Consider the following 23,439-nt stretch of genomic DNA (forward strand, 5'->3'; position numbering starts at 1 on the left):
CGCGGCTGCCGACTTGAGCCCGCAACCGCGCCTTCACTGCTTCAATGTTAGATCAGGCCGTGCTTGCCGAGCAGTGCCTGAGTGTCCGCGAGGGTGTCGAGGTCGGCCAGGTCGAGGTCGGGGTTGACCAGCGAGTCGAGCTCTGGCAGTCCGGCCGGGGCGTCGATTCCAGCCACAAGCGGGTACTCGTAGGTCTCGTCGACGAAGTACTGCTGCGCCTCGGCGCCGACCAGATAAGCGATGAACTCGAGGGCGTCGGCGTCTTCGGCGGCGCCGCTGAGCAGGCCAGCACCGGTCACGTTGACGATGGAGCCGGCGTCACCGGCATCGGGATAGGAGAGCTGGGCGCGCATGTTCGCCTCGCCGGTTTCGGCAGCCTGGGCGAACCAGTAGTAGTGGTTAATGAGTCCGGCCCGGATGACCCCTTCATTGACGGCGGCCAGAATGGCCCGGTTGTTGTCGAAGATGACCGGGCTGTTCGCGGCAACCGCGGCTACCCACTCGTCGGCGGCCTCTTCGCCGTTCAGCACCCGGTAGGCGGTGACGAAGGCCTGGAAGCTAGCGTTCGTCGGCGCGATGCCAAACTTTCCTGACCAGGACGGGTCGGTGAAGGCATCAACGGATGTTGGCACGTCGGCCGCGCTCATCGCCTCGCTGTCGTAGGTGATCACGCGAGCCCGGCCGGTGACGCCGACCCAGCGGTCGTCGGTCGAGGTGAATCCAGCCGGGACCGCGTCCGTCGTCTCAGCCGGAAGCGTGGCAAACAGGTCGGCGTTAGCGAGGGCGCCCAGCGCCCCGGCGTCCTGCGCGAGGAAGACCTGGGCGGGCGTGGCGTTGCCCTCCTCAAGCAGCAGCGCGCCGAGCTCGGCGGTGTTGCCGTAACGCACCTCGACACTGATGCCGCTCGTCTCTTCAAACTGGTCAATCAGCGGCTGGATGAGCGCTTCGTCCCGCCCCGAATAGAGAGTGAAGGCGTTATCGCTGGTTTCGGTGCCGGTCACTGCCGGCTCAGCGGCCTGCGTGCAACCAGAGAGGGCAAAAACGGTGGCGCCGGCAACGAGGGCGGCGACAGAAAGAGGGATGCGCATGAAACTCCAAAGACGTGGCGAACGATTGCTAAGGTAAGGCTACGCTAACACGCTGACTGGGGCGAATCATGTGCGTTAGCCCAACAGTCGCAAGCCGCACCAGCTGATGCGCCGAATATTAGGCAAACGGCGTGCGGGGGAATAGCCCTCGCCAGCAGTCCGTTATTTTCCATGAACCGCGAACTCGCGGCCCGTCTTGCCCGAATCAGAGGAATGACTATTTTGGATCTCAGCAACCGACACGGCATCATCACCGGAGCAGGGCAAGGAATAGGGCGGGCTCTAGCCGTAGAATTTGGATCTCGGGGCGCACAGCTGCTTCTCGTGGGCCGTAAGGACTCAACGCTCACTGCGACGGCGCGGCTGGTCGAAGCGGCAGGCGGCACTGCACAAATCCTGACCCAGGACCTCACCCGTCCCGGCAGCGTTGACCGAGTAGCCGAAGCCGTCGAGCCGTGGCCCACCGTCGACCTCCTGGTGAACAACGCGGGTAATGTGCGTGCCGGCAGGCTGGAACTGACCAGCGAAGCGGACATTCGATCGATGATCGACCTCAATCTCGTCGCCCCAGTGCTGCTCACCAGGGCACTGCTGCCGCGACTTCGGGCCGGTGGTGACCGAGACAGCATTGTCCTGAACATTTCCAGCGGAATCGCCCTCGTCGGCATGCCCTTCTATTCTGTCTATGCCGCCACCAAGGCCGGCCTTGCTCGTTTCGGAGAATCCCTGCGGCGCGAACTGACCGGAACGGGCGTGCACGTGGCGACCGTCTACCCGGGTGCGACGGATACGGCCATGATGTCATCTCAGAACGCCGGCGCCGATTTAGGCTGGGAACGTCGATCCCTCGACGACGTGATCACCGATCTACTGGCCGGTCTCGAGGCTGACGACCACGAAATCAACACGGCCCCGAAAGGACGCCGAGAAATGCAATTACTGAACATCTCCGACCCCATGGCCGTCGACGCCGCGATGGCCCCCGGACTGGCGAATCTGGAATCTGCAGTCAGAGACCACCGCAGCATCTAGGCCGGTCATTCGGGCGGTTTTCGTTGTACCGTTGACGAATCTGCCCGTCTCGAATCGAAGCGCGCCACCCCTACAGGAACCGTCTGCCCATTGTGAACACCCCCGCGAAGTCCACTGCCGATACCTTTGTCACCGTCGGTCGTGCGACCGCACGGGCGGGCTTGATCGGCTGGCGCAACGCCGTGTTCGCCGCGTTCTTCGTTTCCGGACTTGGCCTGGCCAGCTGGATGTCGCGGGTTCCCACCGTGCGCGACGGTCTGGGGCTCGACACCGCGCAGGTCGGCATCCTCATCTTCGGGCTCTCCGCCGGTTCGGTTGTCGGACTGCTGATCGCGGCTGGCCTGCTCGCCCGCTTCGGCGCACGCCGCGCCATGTTGGTCAGCATCTCACTGTCGGCGACCGGACTCGTGTTCATGGGCGTCGGCGTCAGCCTCACGCCCTCGGCGCCGTTTGTGTTCGCGGCCCTCGCCGTGTTCGGCGTGGGCATGGGATCCCTCGACGTCATGATGAACGTCGAGGGCGCAGCCGCCGAACGAGCCATCGGCCGCACGCTCATGCCACTCATGCACGCCTGCTTCAGCCTCGGCACGGTAGTCGGCGCGCTCGGCGGCGCCGCGGCATCCGCTTTAGAGATCGCAGTGTTCTGGCATCTACTGGTCATGGCGGCGCTCGCTCTGGGCACCATTTTCGTGGCCGTGCGATTCCTTCCGGCCGCCATCGAAATCGATACTAAAGCGGATGCCCCGCGCGTCCCTTGGCGCGAGCGCCTGCGCGACAGCCTCGCCGTTTGGCGCGACCGTAAACTGCTGCTGATCGGCCTGATTGTGCTCGGTATGACCTTCGCCGAGGGCTCGGCGAACGACTGGCTCGCCCTCGCCTCGGTCGATGGACATGGCCTCAGCAACACCGACGGCGCCATCGTGTTCGGGGTGTTCGTGGCCGCGATGACCGTGGGGCGCGTGATTGGCGGACCCCTGCTCGACCGGTTCGGCCGGGTGCTGGTGCTGCGGGCGTGCGCTGCAATCGGCATCGCGGGGCTCGTACTGTTTATCCTCGCGCCGAACACTCCGTTGGTTTACGTCGGCGCCATTCTTTGGGGCATCGGCGCCTCGCTTGGGTTTCCGGTGGGCATGTCGGCGGCCGCCGACGACACCAAGAACGCTGCGGCGCGGGTGAGCGCCGTCGCGATCATCGGCTATGGCGCATTTCTCGTCGGACCGCCCGTGCTCGGACTGCTCGGCGAAGCCGGGGGCATTCTCAACGCGCTGTACCTGGTTTTAGTGCTGATGGTCTTGGCCGGGCTGGCCGCCCCGGCGGCGCGGCCGGCGGTATCCGCTCGTCGCTAGCGCGAAAAGGGCCCTGCGACCGCAGGGCCCCGACATCGAGCTATCGGCTGATGACAACCTTGAGCGCGTTGGTTTCGGCGGCGCGACCGAAGGTGTCGTACGCCTCCAGCATCTGATCGAAGCTGAAGTGGTGGGTGGCGAACTTCTCGGCGGGCAGCTTGCCCTGGGCGACGAGCTTCAGCAGCATCGGGGTCGTGTTGGTGTTGACCAGCCCCATGCTGATGTTGATGTTCTTGATCCAGAGCTCTTCGAGGTGGAGCTCGACCGGCTTGCCGTGCACTCCAACGTTGGCGACGTGGCCGCCGGGGCGAACGATATCGGTCGCCATGGCGAAGGTCTGCGGAATTCCGACGGCCTCAATGGCCACATCGACTCCGGCGCCATCGGTGAGCGCGAGAATTTGTGCCTTCCAGTCGGCGGCGGACGACACGACCGCGTTGGTCGCACCGAATTCCCTGGCCCGCTCGAGGCGGTTCACGTCGAGGTCTATCGCGATAATGGTTGCGGCTCCGTAGAGTCCGGCGGTGGCCATGGCCGACAAGCCAACCGGCCCGGCGCCGATCACGGCGACAACGTCGCCCGGCTTGATCTGTCCGTTCTGCACGCCGATTTCGAAACCGGTCGGCAAGATGTCAGACAGCATGACGGCCTGATCTTCGGTGACGCCCTCCGGCACCTTGTAGAGCGAGTTCTCGGCATAAGGAACGCGCACGAATTCGGCCTGGGTGCCGTCGATCAGGTGGCCGAAGATCCAGCCGATGCCACTCGTTCCCTCGTCACCGAGGCAGTGCGAGTACAGGCCGGTCTTACAGTTGGCGCAGTGTCCACAGGACTTCACGCAGGAAATGATGACCCGGTCGCCGACGGCCAGGGTGCTCACGGATGAGCCGATTTCGGTGATGGTGCCAACACCTTCGTGGCCGAGAATTCGACCCTTCGTGACGGCGGGCACATCACCCTTGAGAATATGCAGATCAGAACCGCAAATAGTGGTCGTGTCTACCTGAACGATCACGTCGGTGGGCTGAGTAATCTGTGGATTTGGAACGTCTGTCCAGGACATGTTGCCCGGGCCGTTATATACGAGTGCCTTCAAGGACTCTCTCCTTTAGATTGAATCGCGAGCTTCTAACACCCAGGAGATTTCGCCCCCGTCTGGGCTCGTTAATTCCAGTTTGCGCTCACAATCTGGGAGTTGGAGGCATGCCGGCTGTGCGCCACTTATCGGTTAAGCTCGATCGGTGCGCCTTGTAATTGCGAAATGCTCCGTTGACTATGCCGGGCGTCTCAGCGCGCACCTGCCGCTGGCCAACCGTCTGCTGATGATCAAATCCGATGGCAGCGTGCTCGTGCACTCCGACGGCGGCTCCTACAAACCGCTGAATTGGATGAGCCCGCCCTGCTCCATCACCATCTCCGATCCTGACAGCGATCAAGCGGATGCCGGCATCACCGCTCTCTGGACGGTCACTCACCTGAAAACCCTGGATCGACTCGTGGTGAGCATCTTCGAGGTTTTCAACGACTCGGCGCACGAGCTCGGCTTCGACCCCGGCCTGATCAAGGACGGCGCGGAGTCGCACCTGCAGAAGCTGTTGGCCGAGCACATTCACCTGCTCGGCGAGGGTTTCACCTTCGTGCGCCGCGAGTACATGACCGCCATCGGGCCGGTCGATATCCTCGCGCAGGATGCCGCTGGCCGATCCGTCGCGGTAGAACTCAAGCGAAATGGTGACATCGACGGGGTGGAGCAGCTCACGCGCTACCTCGAACTCATGAACCGCGACCCGCACTTGGCGCCGGTCAGTGGGGTTTTTGCCGCGCAGACGATCAAACCGCAGGCTCGCAAGTTGGCGGAGGATCGCGGCATCCGCTGCCTGCTGCTGGACTACGACGCCATGCGCGGCCTCGACGACACGGCATCGAAACTGTTCTAGCGCTGGAGCACTGGTCGACGAGCCCCAAACCGTGGGAAAGCTGAGTAAATGGGCAAATGGGACATTTGGATGACTAACCGCTTAGGCTATGCCGAATGAACGCAACATTGACGCGCACCTGGAGCGCCATTCTCTTTGACCTCGACGGAACCATAACCGATTCCGCACCAGCCATCACCAGCTCATTGGCCCGCACCTTTACGCTGCTTGGCCGCCCGGTTCCCTCCGCAGCGGAACTTCTTGCCTACGTCGGTCCGCCCCTGCTCGATGCCTTTCAGGAATACGCCGGGATGACTCCCGACGAGGCCGTGGAAGCCATCGCGGTCTACCGCGCCGAGTACCAGGGCGCCGCCGCGCTCGACACGGCCGTTTTTCCCGGCGTTGCCGGCTTGCTCGCGCGCATCCATGCCGCGGGAATTCCCCTCGCTCTCGCCACCAGCAAGCCCGAGCTCAGTGCGATTGCCATTCTCACGCACTTCAACCTCGCCCAGTACTTCACGGCCACCGTCGGCGCCTCCGCTGACGAATCCCGCAGTAAGAAGGCCGACATCGTCGCTGAAGCCCTCGCGCGCCTCGCCACGACCGGCGTCGACACCAGCGGAGCAGTCCTGGTCGGCGACCGCAGCTACGACGCCATTGGCGCCCAGGCCAATGGGATTCCGGCGATTCTGGTGGAGTGGGGCTACGGCTCGCCGGCTGAGGCCGAGGCGGCAACCGCGGTCGTGCACTCGACCGACCAACTGGGCAAACTACTGCTCGGCTAGTTTTTAGGAGTCGAAACCGAGCCCGAGCGCATCGAGGGTCTTGAGCAAGACATTGCGCTTCCCGCGGTTATGATCGGCACGGTTCAGCGCCCAGCGTGTGGCCTGAATTCCAAGGGATGCGATCGGCTCAGGCGGGAACGACAGCGGCGACCCGCGCACCATGGCCAGTTCAGTGCGCTCCGTGGTGCGGCCGGCGAGCTGGTCCAGCATGACCTTGGCGGCAAAATGGGTCGCGCCGACGCCGAGCCCGGTGAACCCCGCCGCGTAGCTGATGCGACCTTGGCGTGCCTGGCCGAAAAAGGCGCAGAACTGCGTGGACGTGTCGATCGCGCCAGCCCATTTGTGGCTGAAACGCACCCCGGCCAGCTGCGGAAACGTCGTGAAAAAGTGGCGGCTCAGCTTCTCGAAAGTCTCCGGCCGATTCTCGTATCCGCTGCGCACGCGGCCACCGTAGTGGTAGACGGCGTCGTAGCCGCCGAACAGAATGCGGTTGTCGGCGCTCAGCCGATAGTAGTGAAACTGGTTAGCCAGGTCGCTCAGCCCCTGCCGGTTCTGCCAGCCGATGGCGGCGAGCTGGCTCGGCTCGAGCGGTTCGGTCATCAACACGTAGTCGTAGACCGGCACCGTTGCGAGTTTGTTGCGTTTGAGCAGGGAGGGAAACACATTCGTCGCGAGTGCCGTTTTGTCGGCCGTCACCGTGCCGCCCGTGGTAACCACCCGGGCGCCCTGGGCCGGCCGGCGACCGGCCGTGTCGATGCTGTGCACGAGGGAGTGCTCGAAGATCTCGACCCCGAGTTCGGCCGCCACGCGAGCTAGTTCGGCGGCAAGCTTGCCCGGATGCACGAGGGCATTGCTGCGCCGGTGCCAGACGCCAGCGAGATAGGTCGGTGACGTGACCTCGGCTTGCACCGCGGACTCGTCAAGAAACACGGTGTTCTCGTCGCTCGTCTGCTCCCGCAGCCACTCAATCTGGTGCTCTTCGACCGCGAGGTCGATGGCTCCGGTGCGTTTAAAATCGCAGTCTAGCTCGAGGGCTGCGACAGCTCGTTCGATCTCGTCGAGGTTTTCGTTGCCGAGTTCGGTCAGTCGGGCGATCTCTTTCGGCCAGCGACTGCGCCCGTTGTCTTCACCGTGAGTGAGGCTCGCCTCGCAGAAACCGCCGTTGCGACCGGATGCCGCCCAGCCGACCGTGCGCGCCTCCAGCAATACCACCCGAGCCGCCGGATTCTGCTGCTTGGCCAGTACCGCGCTCCACAGGCCGAGGTAGCCGCCGCCGACAATCGCGAGGTCGCAGCGTAGATCGCCCGTGAGTGCGGGGTACCCGGTGCGCGGCTCGAGGTCGTCGAGCCAGAAGGAGCCCTGACGGGTTCCGGTGAGCGAGGCGGCGACAACGGATGCTGCTGGCTTGGCTCGGTCGAAAATGGTGCTGCTCACGCGTGGCTGTTCTTCATGGGTGGCGTCCTCTCGCGGCGACAGTGCCGCCAACTGTTCTCGGCGCCACCAGCCTAGCGGCGCCCACCGACACGGCGGCGCGCGTGCGTGCGTGCGTGCGTGTACCGACGTGCATGCACCGGGCCCGGGCATCCGTGGTCTGGGTACCAAGTGTGACACCGCGCGAACCACCGGGTCCGGGCCTCGAAACGCTTTCTATTCGCGGTAGCGCGGGCATTCGCTTACGCAAAAGTGCCGCCCCGCAAAAACGGGACGGCACTGAGTTCAAGCTCTGCGACTAGATGATCGCGGCGCGCAGGGCCGCAGCGGCGGCGGCCGGGTCCCCGGCGCCGTAGATTGCTCCGCCGGCGACGGCGACGGACGCCCCGGCGCGCTGCACCGAGGCGATCGTCGTGAGGTTCACGCCACCGGCGAGCGAGAACGGAACCTTCGCGGTTTCACCCTGGTTGAGCAATGTCGCGAGTGAGAAGCCGGGCTCGGCCTGCTCGTCGAGTCCAGCGTGCATTTCGACGAACTGGGCCCCGAGCGCGGTGACCTCGCGGGCGCGGGTGACCTTGTCGGCGACGCCGATCAGGTCAACAACGATACCCTTGCCGTGCTTGGTCGCTGCGGCGACGGCACCGATGATGGTGCTGTCCCCGGCCGTGCCGAGCACGGTCACAAGGTCGGCGCCGGCGGCGAAAGCGATGTCGGCTTCGAGCTCGCCGGCATCCATCGTCTTAAGGTCGGCGAAGACGATCTTGTCGGGGTGCGCAGCCTTGATCGCGGTGACGGCGCGCAGGCCTTCGGCCTTGATCAGCGGGGTGCCGAGCTCGATAATGTCGACGTGCGGGGCGACTTGGGCAGCCAGCGTGAGTGCCGCTTCGGTGGTCAGTACGTCCATTGCTACCTGAAGCTTCATGGGGTTCTACTTTCTGTTGGGGTAAGTGATTTTGCGACCGGGCCCGGTCGGTTTTATTCGAGGTTGGCGTGGCGTGGCCAAAGCTGCTCGGCCGTGGAACCGCTCGCCTTCCAGAGCGTGTGAAACAGGGCGTCACCGACGAGCAACACCGACTGCTCGAACAGGCCGCCCGAATACTGGGCCGACACCTGCCCGGCATGGTCCTGCTTGGCGGCTGCCGGAATGACCACGGTCACCTCAGAGAGTCGCCCGAGCGGCGAGTCGGGCGCCGTCGTCAGCGCGAGAATACTCGCGCCCACACCGTGAGCCGTCTCGGCGGCACGCACAATGGCGCCCGTCGTTCCGGACCCGCTCGCGACGAGCAGCACATCATCCGACGCAATCGCCGGGCTGGTCACCTCGCCAACCACGTGCACCTCAAGACCGAGGTGCATGAGCCGCATCGCGGTCATCTTCAGCGCAAGCCCAGAGCGGCCAGCACCGAGCACGAACACTCGGGGCGCCGCGGCGAGCAGAGTTGCCGCCGCATCCATTACTGAACCGGATGTCGATCGCAACGCGTCGACGACACGGCTGTTTTCCGCGAAAATGAGGCCGAGGGCATCCGCTGTCGGCGGGGTGGTTGTTGTTTCGGGCATAGCTCAATGATCCACTCCTTTGAGTGGGACTGCGGCCCGCCAAACGAACGGTTTTCCTATCCAAACGGATAGCTCTGGGCGAGTCCTAAGGATGACCCGGGTAGGCTAAGGGCATGACTTTCGCTCCATCTACCCCCAACGTGCGCGCCACCGCCACTGAGGCCGTCGCGCGCAGCACAGCGGCGTCCCTCCGGCCTGATGCGAATACCGGAGCCGCCGAACCGGCCGCATGCACCGCGTCATCCCCCGCGACCACGGCCGCAAAACGCTCGACGCTCCCCACGGACTCCGCCATTCAAACCGCGCGCAGCGCAGCCGCCGAACGCTCCAAACTCATCGCTGATCTCACCGACGCGCACGCCACCACGCTGGAATCCCTGCTCGCCGTGCTTCGCTCGAGTGACACGAGCGATACCGCCGCCCGGCAAAAGGCCACCGAGCTCGCCGCGGCTGCGATGGTCGCCCTGCGCGCGGTGAGTGATCTGGATCGCAGCCTCACCGAAGAACCCGTCGCCCGCGCCTTCGAACGCCTCAGGAACGACCTGCGCCCGCTGGTGCGTTTCGGCGACCTCGACGTGCAGTTCATCGAGCCGCCCGTAAACGGTCGGGCATTGCCCGGCGAGGTCGCGCACGAGGCCCGTGCCATCGTGCGCGGCGCCGTGCTCGCCCTGGTCGAGCAGACCGGAGTCGCCCGGGTGCGCGTGCAGTGGGACTGCGATGGCAGCAACCTGCTCATCCGCATTCGCGATGATGGGCCGGGCGACCTCGACGCCGAGGTTCCGAGCGTGCGCCAGCTCGCCGCCCGCGTCGTTGCGCTCAGCGGCACCCTCAACGTCGAGGCGACGGCGGGCTGGGGCTCCGAAATGGCCGTGTCGCTGCCGCTCGACGCGCCGACGGCCTCCGTCACTGCCGCGGCAGCTTGGGGCCTCAGCCCACGCGAACGCGGCGTGCTCGAACTCGTCGCCTCGGGAGCCCGCAACAAGGCGATCGCCGAGGCGCTGACCATCAGCGAGAACACCGTAAAGTTTCACGTGGCCAACCTGCTGCGCAAGGTGGGCGCCTCAACCCGCGCCGAGCTGGCCGCCCTCGCCCGCTGAGCCCGGCGAGCACCCGCATCCGTTCTTCGAGCCAACGGCACCTTAGACCAAGAAAACGATTCTGATCAGAGAAGAGAGTCACCGACTAAACGCAGGCTGCCGATGTGCTTGTTCGCCCAGGCGACAGCGAATTCAACGTCCGGAGCGACGGAAAGGCCTTCGGCGGCAACATGGTCAAGCAATTCCCATTCGCCAATCGGCGTCACGGCAGCCTCACTGCAGGCGTGGTGTTGTCCGAAGGTAAAACGTCGGATCTCCGGGTAGGCCACCACTGCGGGGTCGGCTTCGGGGACCATGATCTCGAAGTCGACAAGGTCGTAGAACTCGTCGACGAAGTTCTGGCGGTGATGGCGGTGATGGTGGAACTTGCGTCTGAAGGTCTCACCATGGTCATCGTTACGCACGAAATGCGTATCGCCCGTGCGGTGGCTGACTACGTTGCATTTATGGATGCGGGCAGGATCAGAGAACAAGGTTGCGCTGTCCAGATTTTTAGCGAGCTTCGGCACCAACGTACCCATCGTTTTCTGGATCGGGTAGAGACTCGATAACTCCCAAACCGCCGCGCCACCGGAGCAGGGTTTTCCCATGGTCCCGCGGCCAGAATTCCGCACATGACTCCCGCGAACATGACCCTGCGCCTGATGCGTCCCGACGACGAGAAGCATCCGGGCGCGACGCAGCACACGCGTCCCCGACCTCGCACCCTGTTACAGCGGCGCCACAAAATTCTGATTCCACTGGCCATCGTCTGGCTCATGATGGCTACTCTGGCTGGCGTGCTGCTGCTCACCGGTGCGAAGCCGAGCACCCCATTCGGTGACACGGCCGCCGTGCCCGGCGGGCTCGCCCGCATCAGCGCGATCATCCCGCTCGAAACCGATGGCTGGGTGCCGCCAACCGACGCCGATCTGCTCTCCGGTCCGGTGCAGCCGGGGGCCCATCGCGTGCGCATTCTGCTCGAACTGGCCGAAACGGATGCTGCCGGTCTAGTCTTCCGCGCTACCGACTATTCCCTGTCCGGACTCGGCGCGCGGTCCACCGCACTCTGGGTCGACACGACCGAGCGGGCCGGAGCATCCGTTCAAGCGACCCTCGTTTTCGAGATCCCCAATCAGGCCATTGCCCTCGTTCTGGAGGGGCCGCAGGCGGCCCACCTGTCCCTCGGCACTGGGCACCATACCGGCTTCTGAATTGGTCCCCGAAATTGGGGGTAATTCTCTAGCCCACCCGCGGCTTACCTCGAGCGTAGGCAAACAGGCACCATTGTCGCATTCCAACAGTGGAGGTCGTCATGACAATGGAATCCGACACCCGAGTGAATCCAGCCAGTGCACCCGCCGCGCGTCTCAGCGTTCAGCTCTTCGGTAATTTGACCATTCGACGCGGATCCGTAGTTCTGCACGCTCACCAACTCGGTGGCCCGAAACCGCGCCAGATTCTGGAGATTCTCCTCGTGCACGTTGGCCTCCCAGTATCGAAAGACCACCTGATCGAATTGCTCTGGGGAGCGAACCCGCCGGTCGAGGCCCTACCAACCCTGGAAAGTTATGTCAGCGTGCTGCGCCGCCACCTACAGCCCGGTGCGGGAAAGTTCGGGCCGCTGCAAACCACAACCGGCGGTTACGTGTTGGACCACGACCTGGTCAATGTCGACCTTGACCAGTTTGACGATTTGCTACAACGCGCCCAGAAATCCAATCTCGAGCTGGCATACCCACTCTTACTTCGCGCCCTCGACATCGCCGAAGCCCCATTGCTCGGCGATGAGTTGGTCGCAGCCTGGGCATCGGAGGCACGCGACCTGCACGCGTCCCGGCTGACCGCAACCCGCGTTCTGGCGTCCGAAACCGCTGCCGCTCTGCACCGCGTCGACGATTCCGTCGATCTCGCCAACCTCGCGATTGCCGACGATCCGCTCAATGAACGAGCCTGGACGGCCCTTATCCTCGGGCTGGAGGCTGCCGGGCGCCACGCCCAGGGGCTGCAGGCCTACGACCGTTGCCGCCACGCCATGCGAAGCGAACTGGGCTGTGCGCCCGGCCACGTTCTGCGATCAGCCCAGCTCCGGCTGCTGCACGCAACGGCCGCCGAAGACGGCGATCTGGCCGATGTGCTCTCGGCCTTCCTGGTGTTGCACGAACAACTCAGAGTCCCAGCATCCGATTTTCTTCCCTGCACCACGACTGCGCCGCGACCAGAGCCGGTCGCGGCTTCCCTCCGAGAGGCCACTGATGTCATTACCTCATTTTTGCGCCGCGTCGTCGCTCGCGCCTGATCTCCGAGCCCTACCATATGGGGGACAAAAACAACAGGACTCGACAGAACTTCAGGTTCTGCAGATAATATTTTCGTCGGCCGGGCTACCGCAGCACGCGACCGGGCAGAGAGGTTGCCGCAGATGACCACGCAAATGTCCCCCCTCGAACCGCGCTTGCAGGAGACGGCCGTCCAATCCACGCCGACCGCCCCGATTCGCATTCTCATCGTCGATGACCACACAACTTTTGCGGAGTTGTTCACCGGCTCCCTCGATCGCGAGCCCGACCTGCAGAGCGTCGGCTCAGCGAACAGTGTTGCGAGCGGCGTTGAAGCATGTCTGGAGCTGCTCCCCGACGTCGTAGTTATGGACTACCACCTGCCCGACGGCAGCGGCCTCGTCGCGGCCGCCGCTATCCTGGCCCGCGCCCCGCAGACCCGCATCGTCATCCTCACCGGCGACCCGGCCCTGGAGGCCCTCGAACAGGCCGCGGCGATCGGCGTCTGCGCCTTTCTGCCCAAGGATGGTTCGCTCGCCACTGTGCTCGACACTCTCCGGCATGCACGTTTGGGCGGCTTCATCGTGCACCCGTCGCTCGTGGGTCTGCTCGGCGCACGACGCCGTCAACGCAACGAGGAGATTCCGTTTCCCGAACTGACCAAGCGCGAGCTGGCCGTACTCCGCCTCATGGGCGAGGGTTCCGATGTGCGTGCCAACGCTAAGACCCTGGGCATCTCGGAGAACACCTGCCGTGGTTACGTGAAATCCATCCTGGGAAAGCTCGGAGCGCACTCCCAATTGGAGGCGGTCGTGATCGCCACACGTCTGGGCCTGGTTCCCGCCCAGCATGTCTAATCCGGCAAAGACGAGCAGCCTCGACCGAACCCAGTCGGACGAACGCTCAGAGGTGCGCTCAGCGGTGAGTCGGTTTATTACTGTCGGCGTCATCGCCATGGTCGTCATCGCCCTGCCCGCTGCACTCTGGGTCCGCGCTGAATCCAAGAGCAACGCCATGGACAACGCTATCCAGCAGGCTCAGCGCCTCGCCGACTACTCCATCGGGCCGCTCATCTCCAATGATCTCCTCGCGGGATTGCCCGGGTCTACCCGTCGGCTGGACGATCGTCTGGCTCCGCGTATCTCCGACGGATCGATGGTGCGCATCAAGGTCTGGAACTCCGGGGGAAGAATCGTATACTCCGACGTTCCCTCCCTGATCGGCCAGGTCTTCGACCTTCCCAGCTTTGCACCAGAACTCTTCGCCGGCGGCGAGGGGTATGCGAGTCTTGGCGTGCAGGACGCCGCCGACGACTTGCACGAATCCCAGTCCGGTGAATTGGTCGAGGTGCACGTGCGCACCACTGCGACCAACGGTCAGGCGCTGATCGTCGAGGCGTATTTCAACGACGACGGGGTGCGTGACGAGCAAAATGCCCTCGTCCTCGGGCTGATCCCAACCTTTTTACTGTCCCTCGGCGCCCTGCAACTGGCACAGCTCATTCCAGCGATCCAGCTGGCCCGGCGCATCCAAGGCCACCAGTCAACCAAACGCCGCCTGCTGCAGCACGCGATCGACGCCTCCGACCTGGAACGCCAGCGCATTGCGCGTGATCTGCACGACGAGGTCATCCAGGACCTGGCCGGGCTGTCCTACGCCCTCGAAGCCGAAGAAAGGCACTCCACCGACGAGAATCGGGCGCTCTTCGCGCAGGCCAAGGCCATCCTGCAAAAGAACGTGCGCACGCTGCGCGCCATGACCACCGAGCTCTACCCGCCCGATCTGGCCGAACTTGGGCTGCCGGCCGCGCTCACCCGGCTGGCCGCCCCGCTGCTTGAGCGCGGCATCGAGGTCAAACTGCACATCCCCCCCGACTGTGATCTCGACCGAGACCGCGCGGCGATGTTCTATCGGGTGGCCCGCGAGGTTCTCGCCAACACTGTGAAGCATGCCAAAGCCGGCACCCTCGAACTGACGCTCATGCAAGATGCGGATCGCACCATCCTCCTCATCCATGACAACGGCTGCGGCTTCGACATGGCCGCAGACGCCCCCGAAAATCACTTGGGCCTGCGCATCATGCGCGACACCATCGAGGTCGCCGGCGGCTCGCTCGAGGTACGCTCCTGGATCGGCGGTGGCACCTCGGTCATGGCGACCCTGAATCGGGTTGTTCCCGTTCAAACGCGTTAGCCAGAAGCCGGCGCCGCCGCTGGAACCCGCCCCATAACATGATCGCCAAGTTCGCACACAGCAGCACTGTGATTCCAACCCAATAGCCGATCCACGGGCCGGGCGAAGCGGGCACCGGGGCCGCCTCGTCGACGGAGTGATCCATTATGGCCTGGGCGATGACTGCGGGAGCTGGCAACGGCTCGATCGCCATGTCCACACCAACCCCGGTCACCGACTCGGGCCGCACCGCTACCTCCGCCGGTGCCGCGCCGACCCCACGAGCGATTCCAACGCGCACAGACTCCACCACGGAGTCGCTGAGCAGTGGTCCGACATAGTCAACCGCGAGCAAGCCAGTGCTAAAAGTCGTGCTGTAGTTGCCGATCGCGTCAGCAACTATGCCTTCCGTCGCCATCGAATCGGCCACCTGCGCCGGGTCGGCCGCCGCGACCTCGAATCGAAGATCGTGCACGAGCACATCGACCACGAAGAAGGTCGAGTCCTGGCTCGCTGACAGCGACGAGACGGATGCTTCCGGCCCAACCAAAGCGCGCGTTTGGGCAGTCGTCGTGCCGGCCGGCAGCAGCATCGTCAGCATCGGCACAGTCTGGTCGAGGAGGCCCGCTGGGAGTACGTCGGGAGGGATGTCCGACAACGTCAGGTTGGCATCCGTCGCCCGCCGCTCGAGCTCGGCGCGCAGACCCGAGAGGTCGGCGTTTTCGTTGGCCTGCACAGCGAGAGCCACTCTCCGACGTACCATGAGGCCGTCAAAAGTCACATCGGGCCGGTCATTGCCGAGGTCGGCGCCAGGCTCCCGCGCAATAGTCGATTTTGGCAGAATATCCGGAGCAACTACCCCGGCAGTGCAGCCGCTCAGAATGAGCACCAACAACATCGCCGGAGCCAGTCGATTCACGTAAAACATCAGGTACCCGCCGGTAATCCCGGCTGGTAGACCGGCGGGTATGAGCCCATCGGCGTGCTGTCAAGCACGGGAACGTCCGAGGTGATCGGATCGTTCACTCGATAATCGCCCACGGCAAACTGAATCATCATGTCGTGGTCCTCGTGCACGAGGTTGTGACAGTGGATCATGTAGCGACCGCCGGCAGCCTTGCCGGTATCAAACTGCATCAGCACCGTGACAGATTCATTCTCACCGATATAAAAGACATCCTTTGGGCCCTTCTCCCAAGCAAACGGTTTACCGCCATTGGTGTTTCGCCCGATGATCTTTCCGTCAATCAGGTGGATGTGGACCGGGTGGAACCAGCCGCCCGAGGCGTTGGTAATGGTCCACTGCTCCACGTCGTAGGGCTGCGGATTGCCGAACAGTTTAGTGAAATTCGACTGCTCAACGTCGGCCCAGGTCGTCCCGTTGATCTTCCACAGGCCGTTGCCTCGCTCCACCACCATTTTCCGTTTCACCTTGGCCATGTCCGGCGTGAGGCTCATGGTTGCCAGGCCGCCCAAATCGGGATGGGTCGCACCGCCGTCATCGAGGGAAGTAGGAATGGCCGAGATCGACCCAGCGCTCGAACCAGAGTCGGCTACGACTGTGAATTTCATAATCTTGCCGGTGTTGGCGAAGTCCATGTTGTTCTTGTTGCTCAAGTTGCGAAGCTCGACTGATTGCCCGGGCCGGTACCTGCGAAAATCGATCAAAATCTCGTAGCGTTCGGCCGTACCTTGGCGCCAGGATTTCACTGCTTGAACGACGGGAGTCATGCCGCCGTCCGTGCCGACTATATAAATCGGCTCACCGGTCGAGAGGGTCGGCCGGTAGGAGCGTGAAATAGAGGCGATCAGCACCCGAAAGCGGTAAATGCGGGGCCTGACCTTCATCGTGGGCCACGGCACCCCGTTGACCATGATGATATCGCCCCACAACCCCTTGTGCTCGTTGTCGTTGTAGCCGAGGGAGCCGTCGGCTTTGAACATGACGTCGGATATCATAAGCGGCACGTCGAATTCACCCTGCGGCAGCTGCGCCAGTTCGAACGGGTCGTGCAGGGGATAGATGCCGGCCAACCCCGAGTACACGTTCTGCGCGGTCAGGTGCATGTTGTGATCGTGGTACCACAGGGTACGCGCCGGCTGCCAGTTGGGATACTGATAGTTTTTGACCTTGCCAACGGCGGTAAAATCGTTGGCGTACCCGTCGTACTGCGGTAGCGACGCCGAGCCGTGCAGGTGAGTGACGGTGCGAAACGCACTCGGGTGAAGCAGACCGTTGGCCGGCAGAGCGTTGCGAATACGCACCTCGCTCCGAGTTCCCTGGGTCAGCCGGATGGTCGGGCCGGGGAAAATCCCGTTATAGCCAGCGACCGTCGTGGCTAGCCCGGGAACAAACTGGGCCTGGCCGAGCTTCTGGGTGAGAGCGTAGCGGGCAAAGGGACGCGACGGATCGCCGTCATCGAAGCCTGTCTGGTACGGCACTAATTCGGGGGGACGACAGAACACGCCATCGTAGGGCACCGGCATATTGGCAGGTGCGAGTTGGCTTTTCGTCAGGAGTGGGGCGGTGGAAACCGGCGCGTCTTCTCCACTCATTCCGATGACGCCGAGAGCACCGAATGCACCGAATGCACCGAGTTGTAATACTTCCCTGCGTGATGTCATGCCGTCTCCTGCTGATTTTCTGGAACACACTGCTTAGTTGAGGATGTTTTGGTGACCGGCTGGTGACTCATACGAGAATCGCCAGCCGGGTTATTCGGTTGATTGTCTTAGTTCACAGCCCCCGTCGTGTACGACCACGAACGGGTGACGACCGGGTTGCCGACCAGGTCTCGCACGGCACCCGTGCCACCGGTGATGGTCACCGTGTACGTCGTGTTGGCCAGGAGTGTGGCATTCGGGTTGATCGTTAGTACGCGGGTAGTCGCGTTGAACGACAGGGTCGCAGCGATCGTCGAGCCGGGACGGGTAACAGTCACCGACGTTGCGGTGAATCCAATGATGGCTTCGCTGAAGGTCGCGGTCGGGCTCACCAGCCGTCCAACTGCGGTGGCTCCTGCCGCGGGAGTTCTCGTGGTGATCGTCGGAGCCGGACCGGTGATGAACGACCAGGTGCTCGTCACCATCGTGTTGCCAGCCGCGTCACGGATACCCGAGAGCGTAGCCGTGTACGTACGGTCGGCGAGCAGGGTCACGCTCGGGTTAAACGTCGCGACTCGCGTCGTGGCGTTGTAGCCGACCGCTGCTGCGATCACCGTGGCACCGCGCCGCAGCACGAACGTCGCACCGCTAACCCCGGTGACCGGTTCACTGAACGTTGCCGTCAGGTTTTCAGTCTGACTGACCGAACGCGCACCGGACGCCGGTGTACGTGTGATCACCGTCGGCAGCACGAACTCCGTGCGCGGTGTGACCACGACCGAACGAGCGGATGCCGCTCCGGTGCCGACCGAGTTGATCGCCGCAACATCAAAGGTGTACCCGGTTCCGTTGATCAGCGTTGCGATCACCGACGTCGTGACGTTCGCCACCGTCGTCGTGCGGGTTACCCCGGTGGCCGCCCCGACGTAGGTGCGAACGCGGTAGCCCGTGATGGCCGCGGCGTTGGTCACAGCCGCCGGGGCGGCCCAGTTCACGGTCACCGACGCGTTCCCGGCGACCGAGGTTCCGATTACAGGAGCGCCGGCTACCACCTGCACAACAGGGGCGGTCGGTGTGACAACCGTCGAACGAGCCGAGGCCGCTCCGGTGCCGACCGAGTTGATCGCGGCGACATCGAAGCTGTACCCGGTGCCGTTGGTCAGCACAGTGATCCCGATAGTGGAGGTGACTCCCGCAAAGGAAGTGCGTAACACCGTCGCGCTTGCTCCTTCATAGGTGCGAACCCGATAGCCCGTAATCGTCGTCTGGTTGGCCACCGCTGCCGGCGGCGTCCAGTTCACGTCCACGCGAGCGTTGCCGGCGACCGGGGTTCCGATCGTTGGAGCTTCGGCGACCACCGGGGCCGACGGAGTCACCGCGTTGGTCGAAGCCGAGAATGCGCTTGTCCCCTCTGCGTTGGTCGCCGATACCTGGAAGGTGTAACTGGACCCGTTGGTCAGCCCGGTGACAATCAGGTTGAACGCGGTTCCGACTGCGGTGCGCAGTGCACCCACCTGGTCTCCGAACGAGTCGAGCACCTTCACCGAGAAGCTGGTGGCGATGCCGGTCGGCGACGCCGTCCAGGCCACGGTTGCCTGCCCGTTTCCGGCAATGGCAGCACCGATGATCGGGGTTCCCGGAGCCACGGTGTCGCTGAACTGCAGGCGTTCGATGTTGCGCACGGTGTCTGTTCCGTCGGTACCACGGTTGTCGAGCACAGTGGTGGTCGATCCGGCAGATCCGAGCGTGCCGTCGCCACCGGTAGTGGTGACTTCGTAATCCTTGGTCAGACCGGAGAACAGGGCCGAGTCGGTTCCGCTAGATCCGTACAGGATCTCGCGAACCGCCACAATACTGCCCGGGTTCACCGTGCCGGCGAAGACGGCTTCCTGCAGGGTCGGTCCGGTGAGTCCACCAGCGCCGTCGGACAGGTATTGGCTGGCCATCGCGCTCTGGTTCGAGCCGTTGAGGCTGGCACTGCCGATCTCCGTCGCGGGGTCGTTCGCGTTGGTGCGAACGCTCAGGCGAAGGCTGAGGTATGCGTCACCGTCGATGATGTCGTCGGCGCCGCGTCCCTCGATCAGGTCGCTGCCGCCGCCGCCGAGGAGCACGTTGCCGGCACCCCAGACGTTCGGGCCGGTCAGGATCGGGCAGTCGCCCTGTGCCGACAGTGCGACAACGGATGCCAGCGTGGTTGTGAATTCCGGAATCAGCGCATCCAAGCCCGCGATGCGGTCTACTCCGGCCTGGTCTACCACGTCACAGCCGATGAAGCCGCCACCACCGACAGCGCTGGGAACGATGTCGTCACCGCGGAGGATGTCGTTCAGCTTCCAGCCGGAGAGCGCCTCGACTTCGTTGTACTTGTCGCGCACTCCCACCTGCAGAATATTGAGTGGCGCGATCGGAAGCGCCAGGTCGGAGTCCTGAGCCTGGGGGTCACCCTGGCCAGTGGACCAGTCATAGCCAGAACCGCCGGCGACCTTTTCAATGCCAGGGCCACCGACGCCAATGTCGTCGCCACCCTCCATGTCGTAGTCGTCGTCGCCGCCCTGGCCGATCATGAAGTCGCTACCAGGCTTCTGCGAGTCGTCCAGGAAGAACAGGTTGCTGCTGTCTCCAATCATGAGGTCGGGCTGGTTGCCGCCCTCTTCCCAGTCGTCGCCACCGTCACCGAAAGCTGCGTCGAGGCTTTCACCGAGCATGATGAAGTCATCATCGGCGCCGCCGAAGGTTTCATTGGCGTTGGCTCCACCGTTCGTGAAGTCCTTGCCTTCGCCACCCATGATGATGTCCAGGCCGGTCCCGGCATCGATCGCGTCGTTGCCTGGGCCGCCCTTGGGCACGTCGTCTCCGGCGAAGTCGGTGATGATGTCGTCACCTTCACCACCGAGAGCAACGTCCGCACCGCCACCGCCGTCAATGACGTCGTTGCCGAGGCCGCCCCAGAAGGTGTCGTTGTCGTTGCCGCCGTACATCCGGTCCATGTTTCCGGTGCCGTTGTAGACAGCCTGTCCGTTGATGCCGGTGGGGTCGACCGCGTTGCGGGCACGGTACTTGATCGTGCCGTCGGGCATGCGAATCAACAACGCCGACTCATCACACTCGGACTGCGTATCGTTCGCGACGGCATTGCCCGAAGCCGCGAAGCCTGCAACGGTTCCAGCCAGGTTTTTCAGCTCGAACCTGCAGTCAGCTGTGGCGAAGGGATCAGCCTTCAGGGTGTGCGCGTTGGTATTGCGCATCATGAGCTCGGCAAAGGAGTTGCCCTCCAGCTGGGTGCGGAGGTTCATGCCGGGCGTGCGGGCCAGGTAGTACAACCGGTCTCCGTTTTGCAGGTCGGTCATCTGGTTTTCGAACACATAGTTGAACGTCGTGCCGAGCAGACCACCGAACGGGGTGGTCATCTCCGCCAAGCCACCGATCCAGAGATCGACCTCGTCGAGCCCGGTGATCGAGTGCGTGCTCGAGTTGGCCCACGCTCCCGTGCTGTTCATGAAGTCCATGGCCCCGTCCGGAGAAACTTCCAAGGCCAGGGCATCGGGGCTCACGATCAGTCGCGCGGCGTCGCGCTTGCCGTCGAGCGTGGTTGCTCCCGTGATGGTGGGGAACTGACCATAGGCGGCCACGAAGTTGATCAGCGATTCCGGGTGCTTGAGGTTCTCCCCGAAGTTGATCCAGTTTGTGTAGGGCTTGAGTGCCCCGTCGTTGGTCTTGTTGAACAGGTCGCGGCGGAACACGTTCAACCGCGGCACGCCTTCCGAACGCGCACGGGTCATGTTGATCGCTGCCAGGTCGAGCGGTAGGCCCAGCAGGTTGTTGCGCAGGGTATCGGTAACGAATTCGTCGAGCTCGTTGCCGACCTGGTCACTCATGCCCATGATGATGCTGCCGGCGGCTTCCTCCGAGGTCAACCGTCCCTCCGGTCCGCCGTCGGTATACGCGGGCGGGTTGAGGAACCCGTCGAGCAGAGAGATGTCGTTCTGGCTGCCCAGAACGTCATCACCAGTACCGAACAGGCCGTCAACGCCGGGCTTGTCCTCGTTGCGACGCGAAATCGTCTCGGTCAGCATGGAGTGACCGAAGCGGTACACGGCGTGGGCGAACTCCGCCTTGACCGCCGGGTTGATCTCGGTCTGGGTGAACGCGAACGGTTCGAACGGGTTGATACCAGGCTGCACCTTGCGCGCAAATTCCTCGAACACGAGGTGCTGGTACTCCATCTCGGTGACGAAACGGGCCGCCTGGAACAGGCGTTCACCGTTCCAGCCGGCGGCTCCGCTGGCCAGCTTCCACTCGGCCAGGGCGGCAATGCCCTTGGTGGTCGTGTCGTTGGTCAGCGTGTTTTCGATGGTCTCGATCAGGCGATCGTGCTCGGAGTGGAACACCTGGTGAATGGCGGTGAGGCCGATGTTCTCGTTGACGCGACCGTCTCCAGCGATGAAGTGCGCATTGAGCATCTCATCGTCGTAGGTTCCGGCCGGCTGGCTGGCGAAGTCAGCGGATGCCGACCCATTCGCATCCGGCTCGAGTCCGGGCTTCGGCTCCGCGTTGTGCGCGATGTCGGTTAGGAACGGGGTCTTAAAGGAGAGCACATTGCTCGGAACAGGCACGGGGCTTCCGGTGTCGCCCTCGACCAGGCCGGTCGTAGTGGCATACTGGGGCATTCCGCGCAGGGTTCCGGGGATGAACTTGCCGTAGGCATCCGTTGCGAGCATCGGAACGTTGAGCACATCCTTGTCCGTCAGGAGAAGCCCGAGCACGTTCGCGGCCTGGGCCTTGGTGGTGGCCCAAGTCGCCATGCCGCCAGCAGTCGATCCGGTCGGTCCGCCGAGCAGCTTGCCGGTGGCAACGGGTCGATCGCCCACGGTCGCGTACTCACGCAAGAAAACCTGATGCGAGGCGTGTGACGCGTAAGTCTGGCTCTGGTCGACCCACGGCGAGTCGGTGTTGAGGGCGTCCTGAACGTCGTCGGCGCTCTCATCGGTCGTCGTGGCCGGGTCGTCGCCGGCGACGCCGTCGGCTCCGGGCTGGTTCTGTCCACGGGTGAGCACCATGAAGCGCAGGTTCGGGTCGAGGTCGTCAGCGTTGCCGAACACGTGGTCCGGCCCCGCGACCAGTGGGTCGTCGGCCTGAAGCGGCACGAAGACGGTGCCGCCACCCTTGACCGTCTGGTCAATGCCATGGTCGAAGAACTGGCCGAACAGGGTGAACATCGAGTTGTACGGCGGCGAGAGGCCGACGTCGGTCGTCACGTTCGGCATGAACAGCGTCTCGTGGGAGGGGATACAGCCACCCGGGACGCCGAATGGCACGGAGGTGCTCGGGTCGGTCGTGCACGCCATGACGCCCTCGTTGCCTTGGGTGCGCACCGGGTTTCCGGCGGCGGCGATGGCGGCCGGGTTGGTGGAGGTCTGATCAACGATCAGGTTGCTCACCGTGCGCGGCTCCGAATCGAAAACCAGGCCCTTTTTCTGGATGTAGGAGGTACCGTTCGGTGGGCCGAATCCGGCCGGCGTGACGTCCGCGTCGGAGAAGACCGGAGCGGCCATTCGCGGGAAGACTTGGTCGGCGGCGCCGAACTGATCCTGGCCGGGCTGCAGGTTGTTGCAGGAACCGTCGACGGTGCGCAGGCCGAGCGAGAGCAACGGGCTGGCGATTTGGTTGGGGCCCGTTCCGACCAGGGCGCCACAGGGTCCGGTGGTCGAAGTAGTGTTGGCCACGTGGGCTTCAGCAATCTTGATCTGCTTGAGAATGTAGGCGAGGTCGGAGGCCGTGACGGCGAATCCCTGGCCGACCGGGGCGAAGGCGGCCTGGGCCGGGAGGGCGGCCGACAGGCCGAGTCCGGCGTAGAGCACTGCGGCCATGCCGGCGGCGAGTATGCGCATGGGCTTGCCGAAAACCCGCTTGGGTCTTGCACTGTCCTGGGAACGTGGATTACCTCGCATTCCGCTGGAATTGCTGTTGCTGCGAACGATTCCTTTGCCTTCGAACCTGCTCATGACGCACCTATCTCTTCAGGATGAGCGAACGCTGCAAGAGTGCTGTGCGGGCCTTATGGAAACCTTGTGCACCCTCCGCCCCCACCCCTGCTTTCCTGGCCCGGTCGCCTTTCGCCGGGCACTCGCTACGGGCGCCAACCTCATTCCG

Annotated in this window: 18 protein-coding genes; 9 read left to right on the forward strand and 9 right to left on the reverse strand. The window is 64.0% G+C overall.

Annotation, left to right across the window (positions count from 1 at the left end; translation table 11 throughout):
- Window positions 1–47 precede the first annotated feature (47 nt).
- Window positions 48–1,088: an extracellular solute-binding protein gene (locus tag CXY73_RS13540; protein WP_104178007.1), complete on the reverse strand. Its 1,041-nt coding sequence runs from the start codon at window positions 1,086–1,088 to the stop codon at window positions 48–50.
- Window positions 1,089–1,301: 213 nt separating this feature from the next.
- Between CXY73_RS13540 and CXY73_RS13545 the strand changes: the two genes are divergently transcribed.
- Complete coding sequence (locus CXY73_RS13545) at window positions 1,302–2,120, forward strand: SDR family oxidoreductase (protein ID WP_158253031.1); 819 nt, start codon at window positions 1,302–1,304, stop codon at window positions 2,118–2,120.
- Between the two features lie 92 nt (window positions 2,121–2,212).
- A complete protein-coding gene (locus CXY73_RS13550) occupies window positions 2,213–3,466 on the forward strand; it encodes an MFS transporter (RefSeq protein WP_104178008.1) in 1,254 nt (417 codons plus the stop codon).
- A 40-nt stretch (window positions 3,467–3,506) separates the two neighbouring features.
- Here the strand turns inward: CXY73_RS13550 and CXY73_RS13555 are convergent, their stop codons facing one another.
- Window positions 3,507–4,562, reverse strand: a complete 1,056-nt coding sequence (locus CXY73_RS13555; RefSeq protein ID WP_104135210.1) for a zinc-dependent alcohol dehydrogenase family protein — start codon at window positions 4,560–4,562, stop codon at window positions 3,507–3,509.
- A 145-nt stretch (window positions 4,563–4,707) separates the two neighbouring features.
- Between CXY73_RS13555 and nucS the strand changes: the two genes are divergently transcribed.
- Both nucS and CXY73_RS13565 read left to right on the forward strand, forming a co-directional pair.
- Window positions 4,708–5,403 (forward strand): endonuclease NucS, encoded by a 696-nt coding sequence (gene nucS, locus CXY73_RS13560; protein WP_104135211.1) that lies wholly within the window; start codon window positions 4,708–4,710, stop codon window positions 5,401–5,403.
- 95 nt (window positions 5,404–5,498) lie between these two features.
- Window positions 5,499–6,167, forward strand: coding sequence for an HAD hydrolase-like protein (locus CXY73_RS13565; RefSeq protein ID WP_104135212.1), 669 nt, complete (start codon window positions 5,499–5,501; stop codon window positions 6,165–6,167).
- 3 nt (window positions 6,168–6,170) lie between these two features.
- Here the strand turns inward: CXY73_RS13565 and CXY73_RS13570 are convergent, their stop codons facing one another.
- The 3 genes from CXY73_RS13570 to hxlB all read right to left on the reverse strand — a co-directional run bounded on the left by CXY73_RS13570 (window position 6,171) and on the right by hxlB (window position 9,158).
- On the reverse strand, window positions 6,171–7,601 hold the full coding sequence (locus tag CXY73_RS13570) for an FAD-binding oxidoreductase (RefSeq protein WP_104178009.1): 1,431 nt from the start codon (window positions 7,599–7,601) through the stop codon (window positions 6,171–6,173).
- A 295-nt stretch (window positions 7,602–7,896) separates the two neighbouring features.
- Entirely contained in the window at window positions 7,897–8,520 is a 624-nt protein-coding gene (gene hxlA / locus CXY73_RS13575) for a 3-hexulose-6-phosphate synthase (RefSeq protein ID WP_104135214.1), read from the reverse strand.
- A 53-nt stretch (window positions 8,521–8,573) separates the two neighbouring features.
- On the reverse strand, window positions 8,574–9,158 hold the full coding sequence (hxlB, locus tag CXY73_RS13580; RefSeq protein ID WP_104135215.1) for a 6-phospho-3-hexuloisomerase: 585 nt from the start codon (window positions 9,156–9,158) through the stop codon (window positions 8,574–8,576).
- A 113-nt stretch (window positions 9,159–9,271) separates the two neighbouring features.
- On the opposite strand from hxlB, the gene CXY73_RS13585 reads away from it, so the two are divergent.
- On the forward strand, window positions 9,272–10,255 hold the full coding sequence (locus tag CXY73_RS13585) for a LuxR C-terminal-related transcriptional regulator (RefSeq protein WP_104135216.1): 984 nt from the start codon (window positions 9,272–9,274) through the stop codon (window positions 10,253–10,255).
- A 65-nt stretch (window positions 10,256–10,320) separates the two neighbouring features.
- Here CXY73_RS13585 and CXY73_RS22025 read toward each other — a convergent pair whose 3' ends face one another.
- Entirely contained in the window at window positions 10,321–10,776 is a 456-nt protein-coding gene (locus tag CXY73_RS22025; protein WP_158254127.1) for a hypothetical protein, read from the reverse strand.
- Window positions 10,777–10,869: 93 nt separating this feature from the next.
- Here CXY73_RS22025 and CXY73_RS13595 point away from each other — a divergent pair, with 93 nt between their 5' ends.
- The 4 genes from CXY73_RS13595 to CXY73_RS13610 all read left to right on the forward strand — a co-directional run bounded on the left by CXY73_RS13595 (window position 10,870) and on the right by CXY73_RS13610 (window position 14,706).
- Window positions 10,870–11,448 carry a hypothetical protein gene (locus tag CXY73_RS13595; RefSeq protein ID WP_233198340.1) on the forward strand — a complete coding sequence of 193 codons (579 nt, stop codon included), beginning with the start codon at window positions 10,870–10,872 and terminating at the stop codon, window positions 11,446–11,448.
- Window positions 11,449–11,549: 101 nt separating this feature from the next.
- A complete protein-coding gene (locus CXY73_RS13600; RefSeq protein WP_104135218.1) occupies window positions 11,550–12,533 on the forward strand; it encodes a BTAD domain-containing putative transcriptional regulator in 984 nt (327 codons plus the stop codon).
- A 123-nt stretch (window positions 12,534–12,656) separates the two neighbouring features.
- Entirely contained in the window at window positions 12,657–13,370 is a 714-nt protein-coding gene (locus CXY73_RS13605; protein WP_104135219.1) for a response regulator, read from the forward strand.
- Window positions 13,363–14,706, forward strand: coding sequence for a sensor histidine kinase (locus CXY73_RS13610; RefSeq protein WP_104135220.1), 1,344 nt, complete (start codon window positions 13,363–13,365; stop codon window positions 14,704–14,706). The genes CXY73_RS13605 and CXY73_RS13610 overlap by 8 nt, the downstream gene beginning before the upstream one ends.
- Here the strand turns inward: CXY73_RS13610 and CXY73_RS13615 are convergent.
- The 3 genes from CXY73_RS13615 to CXY73_RS13625 form a co-directional block, all read right to left on the reverse strand.
- A complete protein-coding gene (locus tag CXY73_RS13615) occupies window positions 14,663–15,613 on the reverse strand; it encodes a hypothetical protein (protein ID WP_146071760.1) in 951 nt (316 codons plus the stop codon). The genes CXY73_RS13610 and CXY73_RS13615 overlap by 44 nt on opposite strands.
- Entirely contained in the window at window positions 15,613–17,310 is a 1,698-nt protein-coding gene (locus CXY73_RS13620; protein ID WP_104178011.1) for a multicopper oxidase family protein, read from the reverse strand. The genes CXY73_RS13615 and CXY73_RS13620 overlap by 1 nt, the downstream gene beginning before the upstream one ends.
- 107 nt (window positions 17,311–17,417) lie before the next feature.
- The gene (locus CXY73_RS13625) at window positions 17,418–23,291 is read right to left on the reverse strand and encodes a peroxidase family protein (protein ID WP_146071761.1); all 5,874 of its coding nucleotides are present in this window, start codon (window positions 23,289–23,291) and stop codon (window positions 17,418–17,420) included.
- Between the last annotated feature and the right edge of the window lie 148 nt (window positions 23,292–23,439).

It is taken from the genome of Cryobacterium sp. Y50, from assembly GCF_002929805.1.
Classification (GTDB): Bacteria; Actinomycetota; Actinomycetes; order Actinomycetales; family Microbacteriaceae; genus Cryobacterium.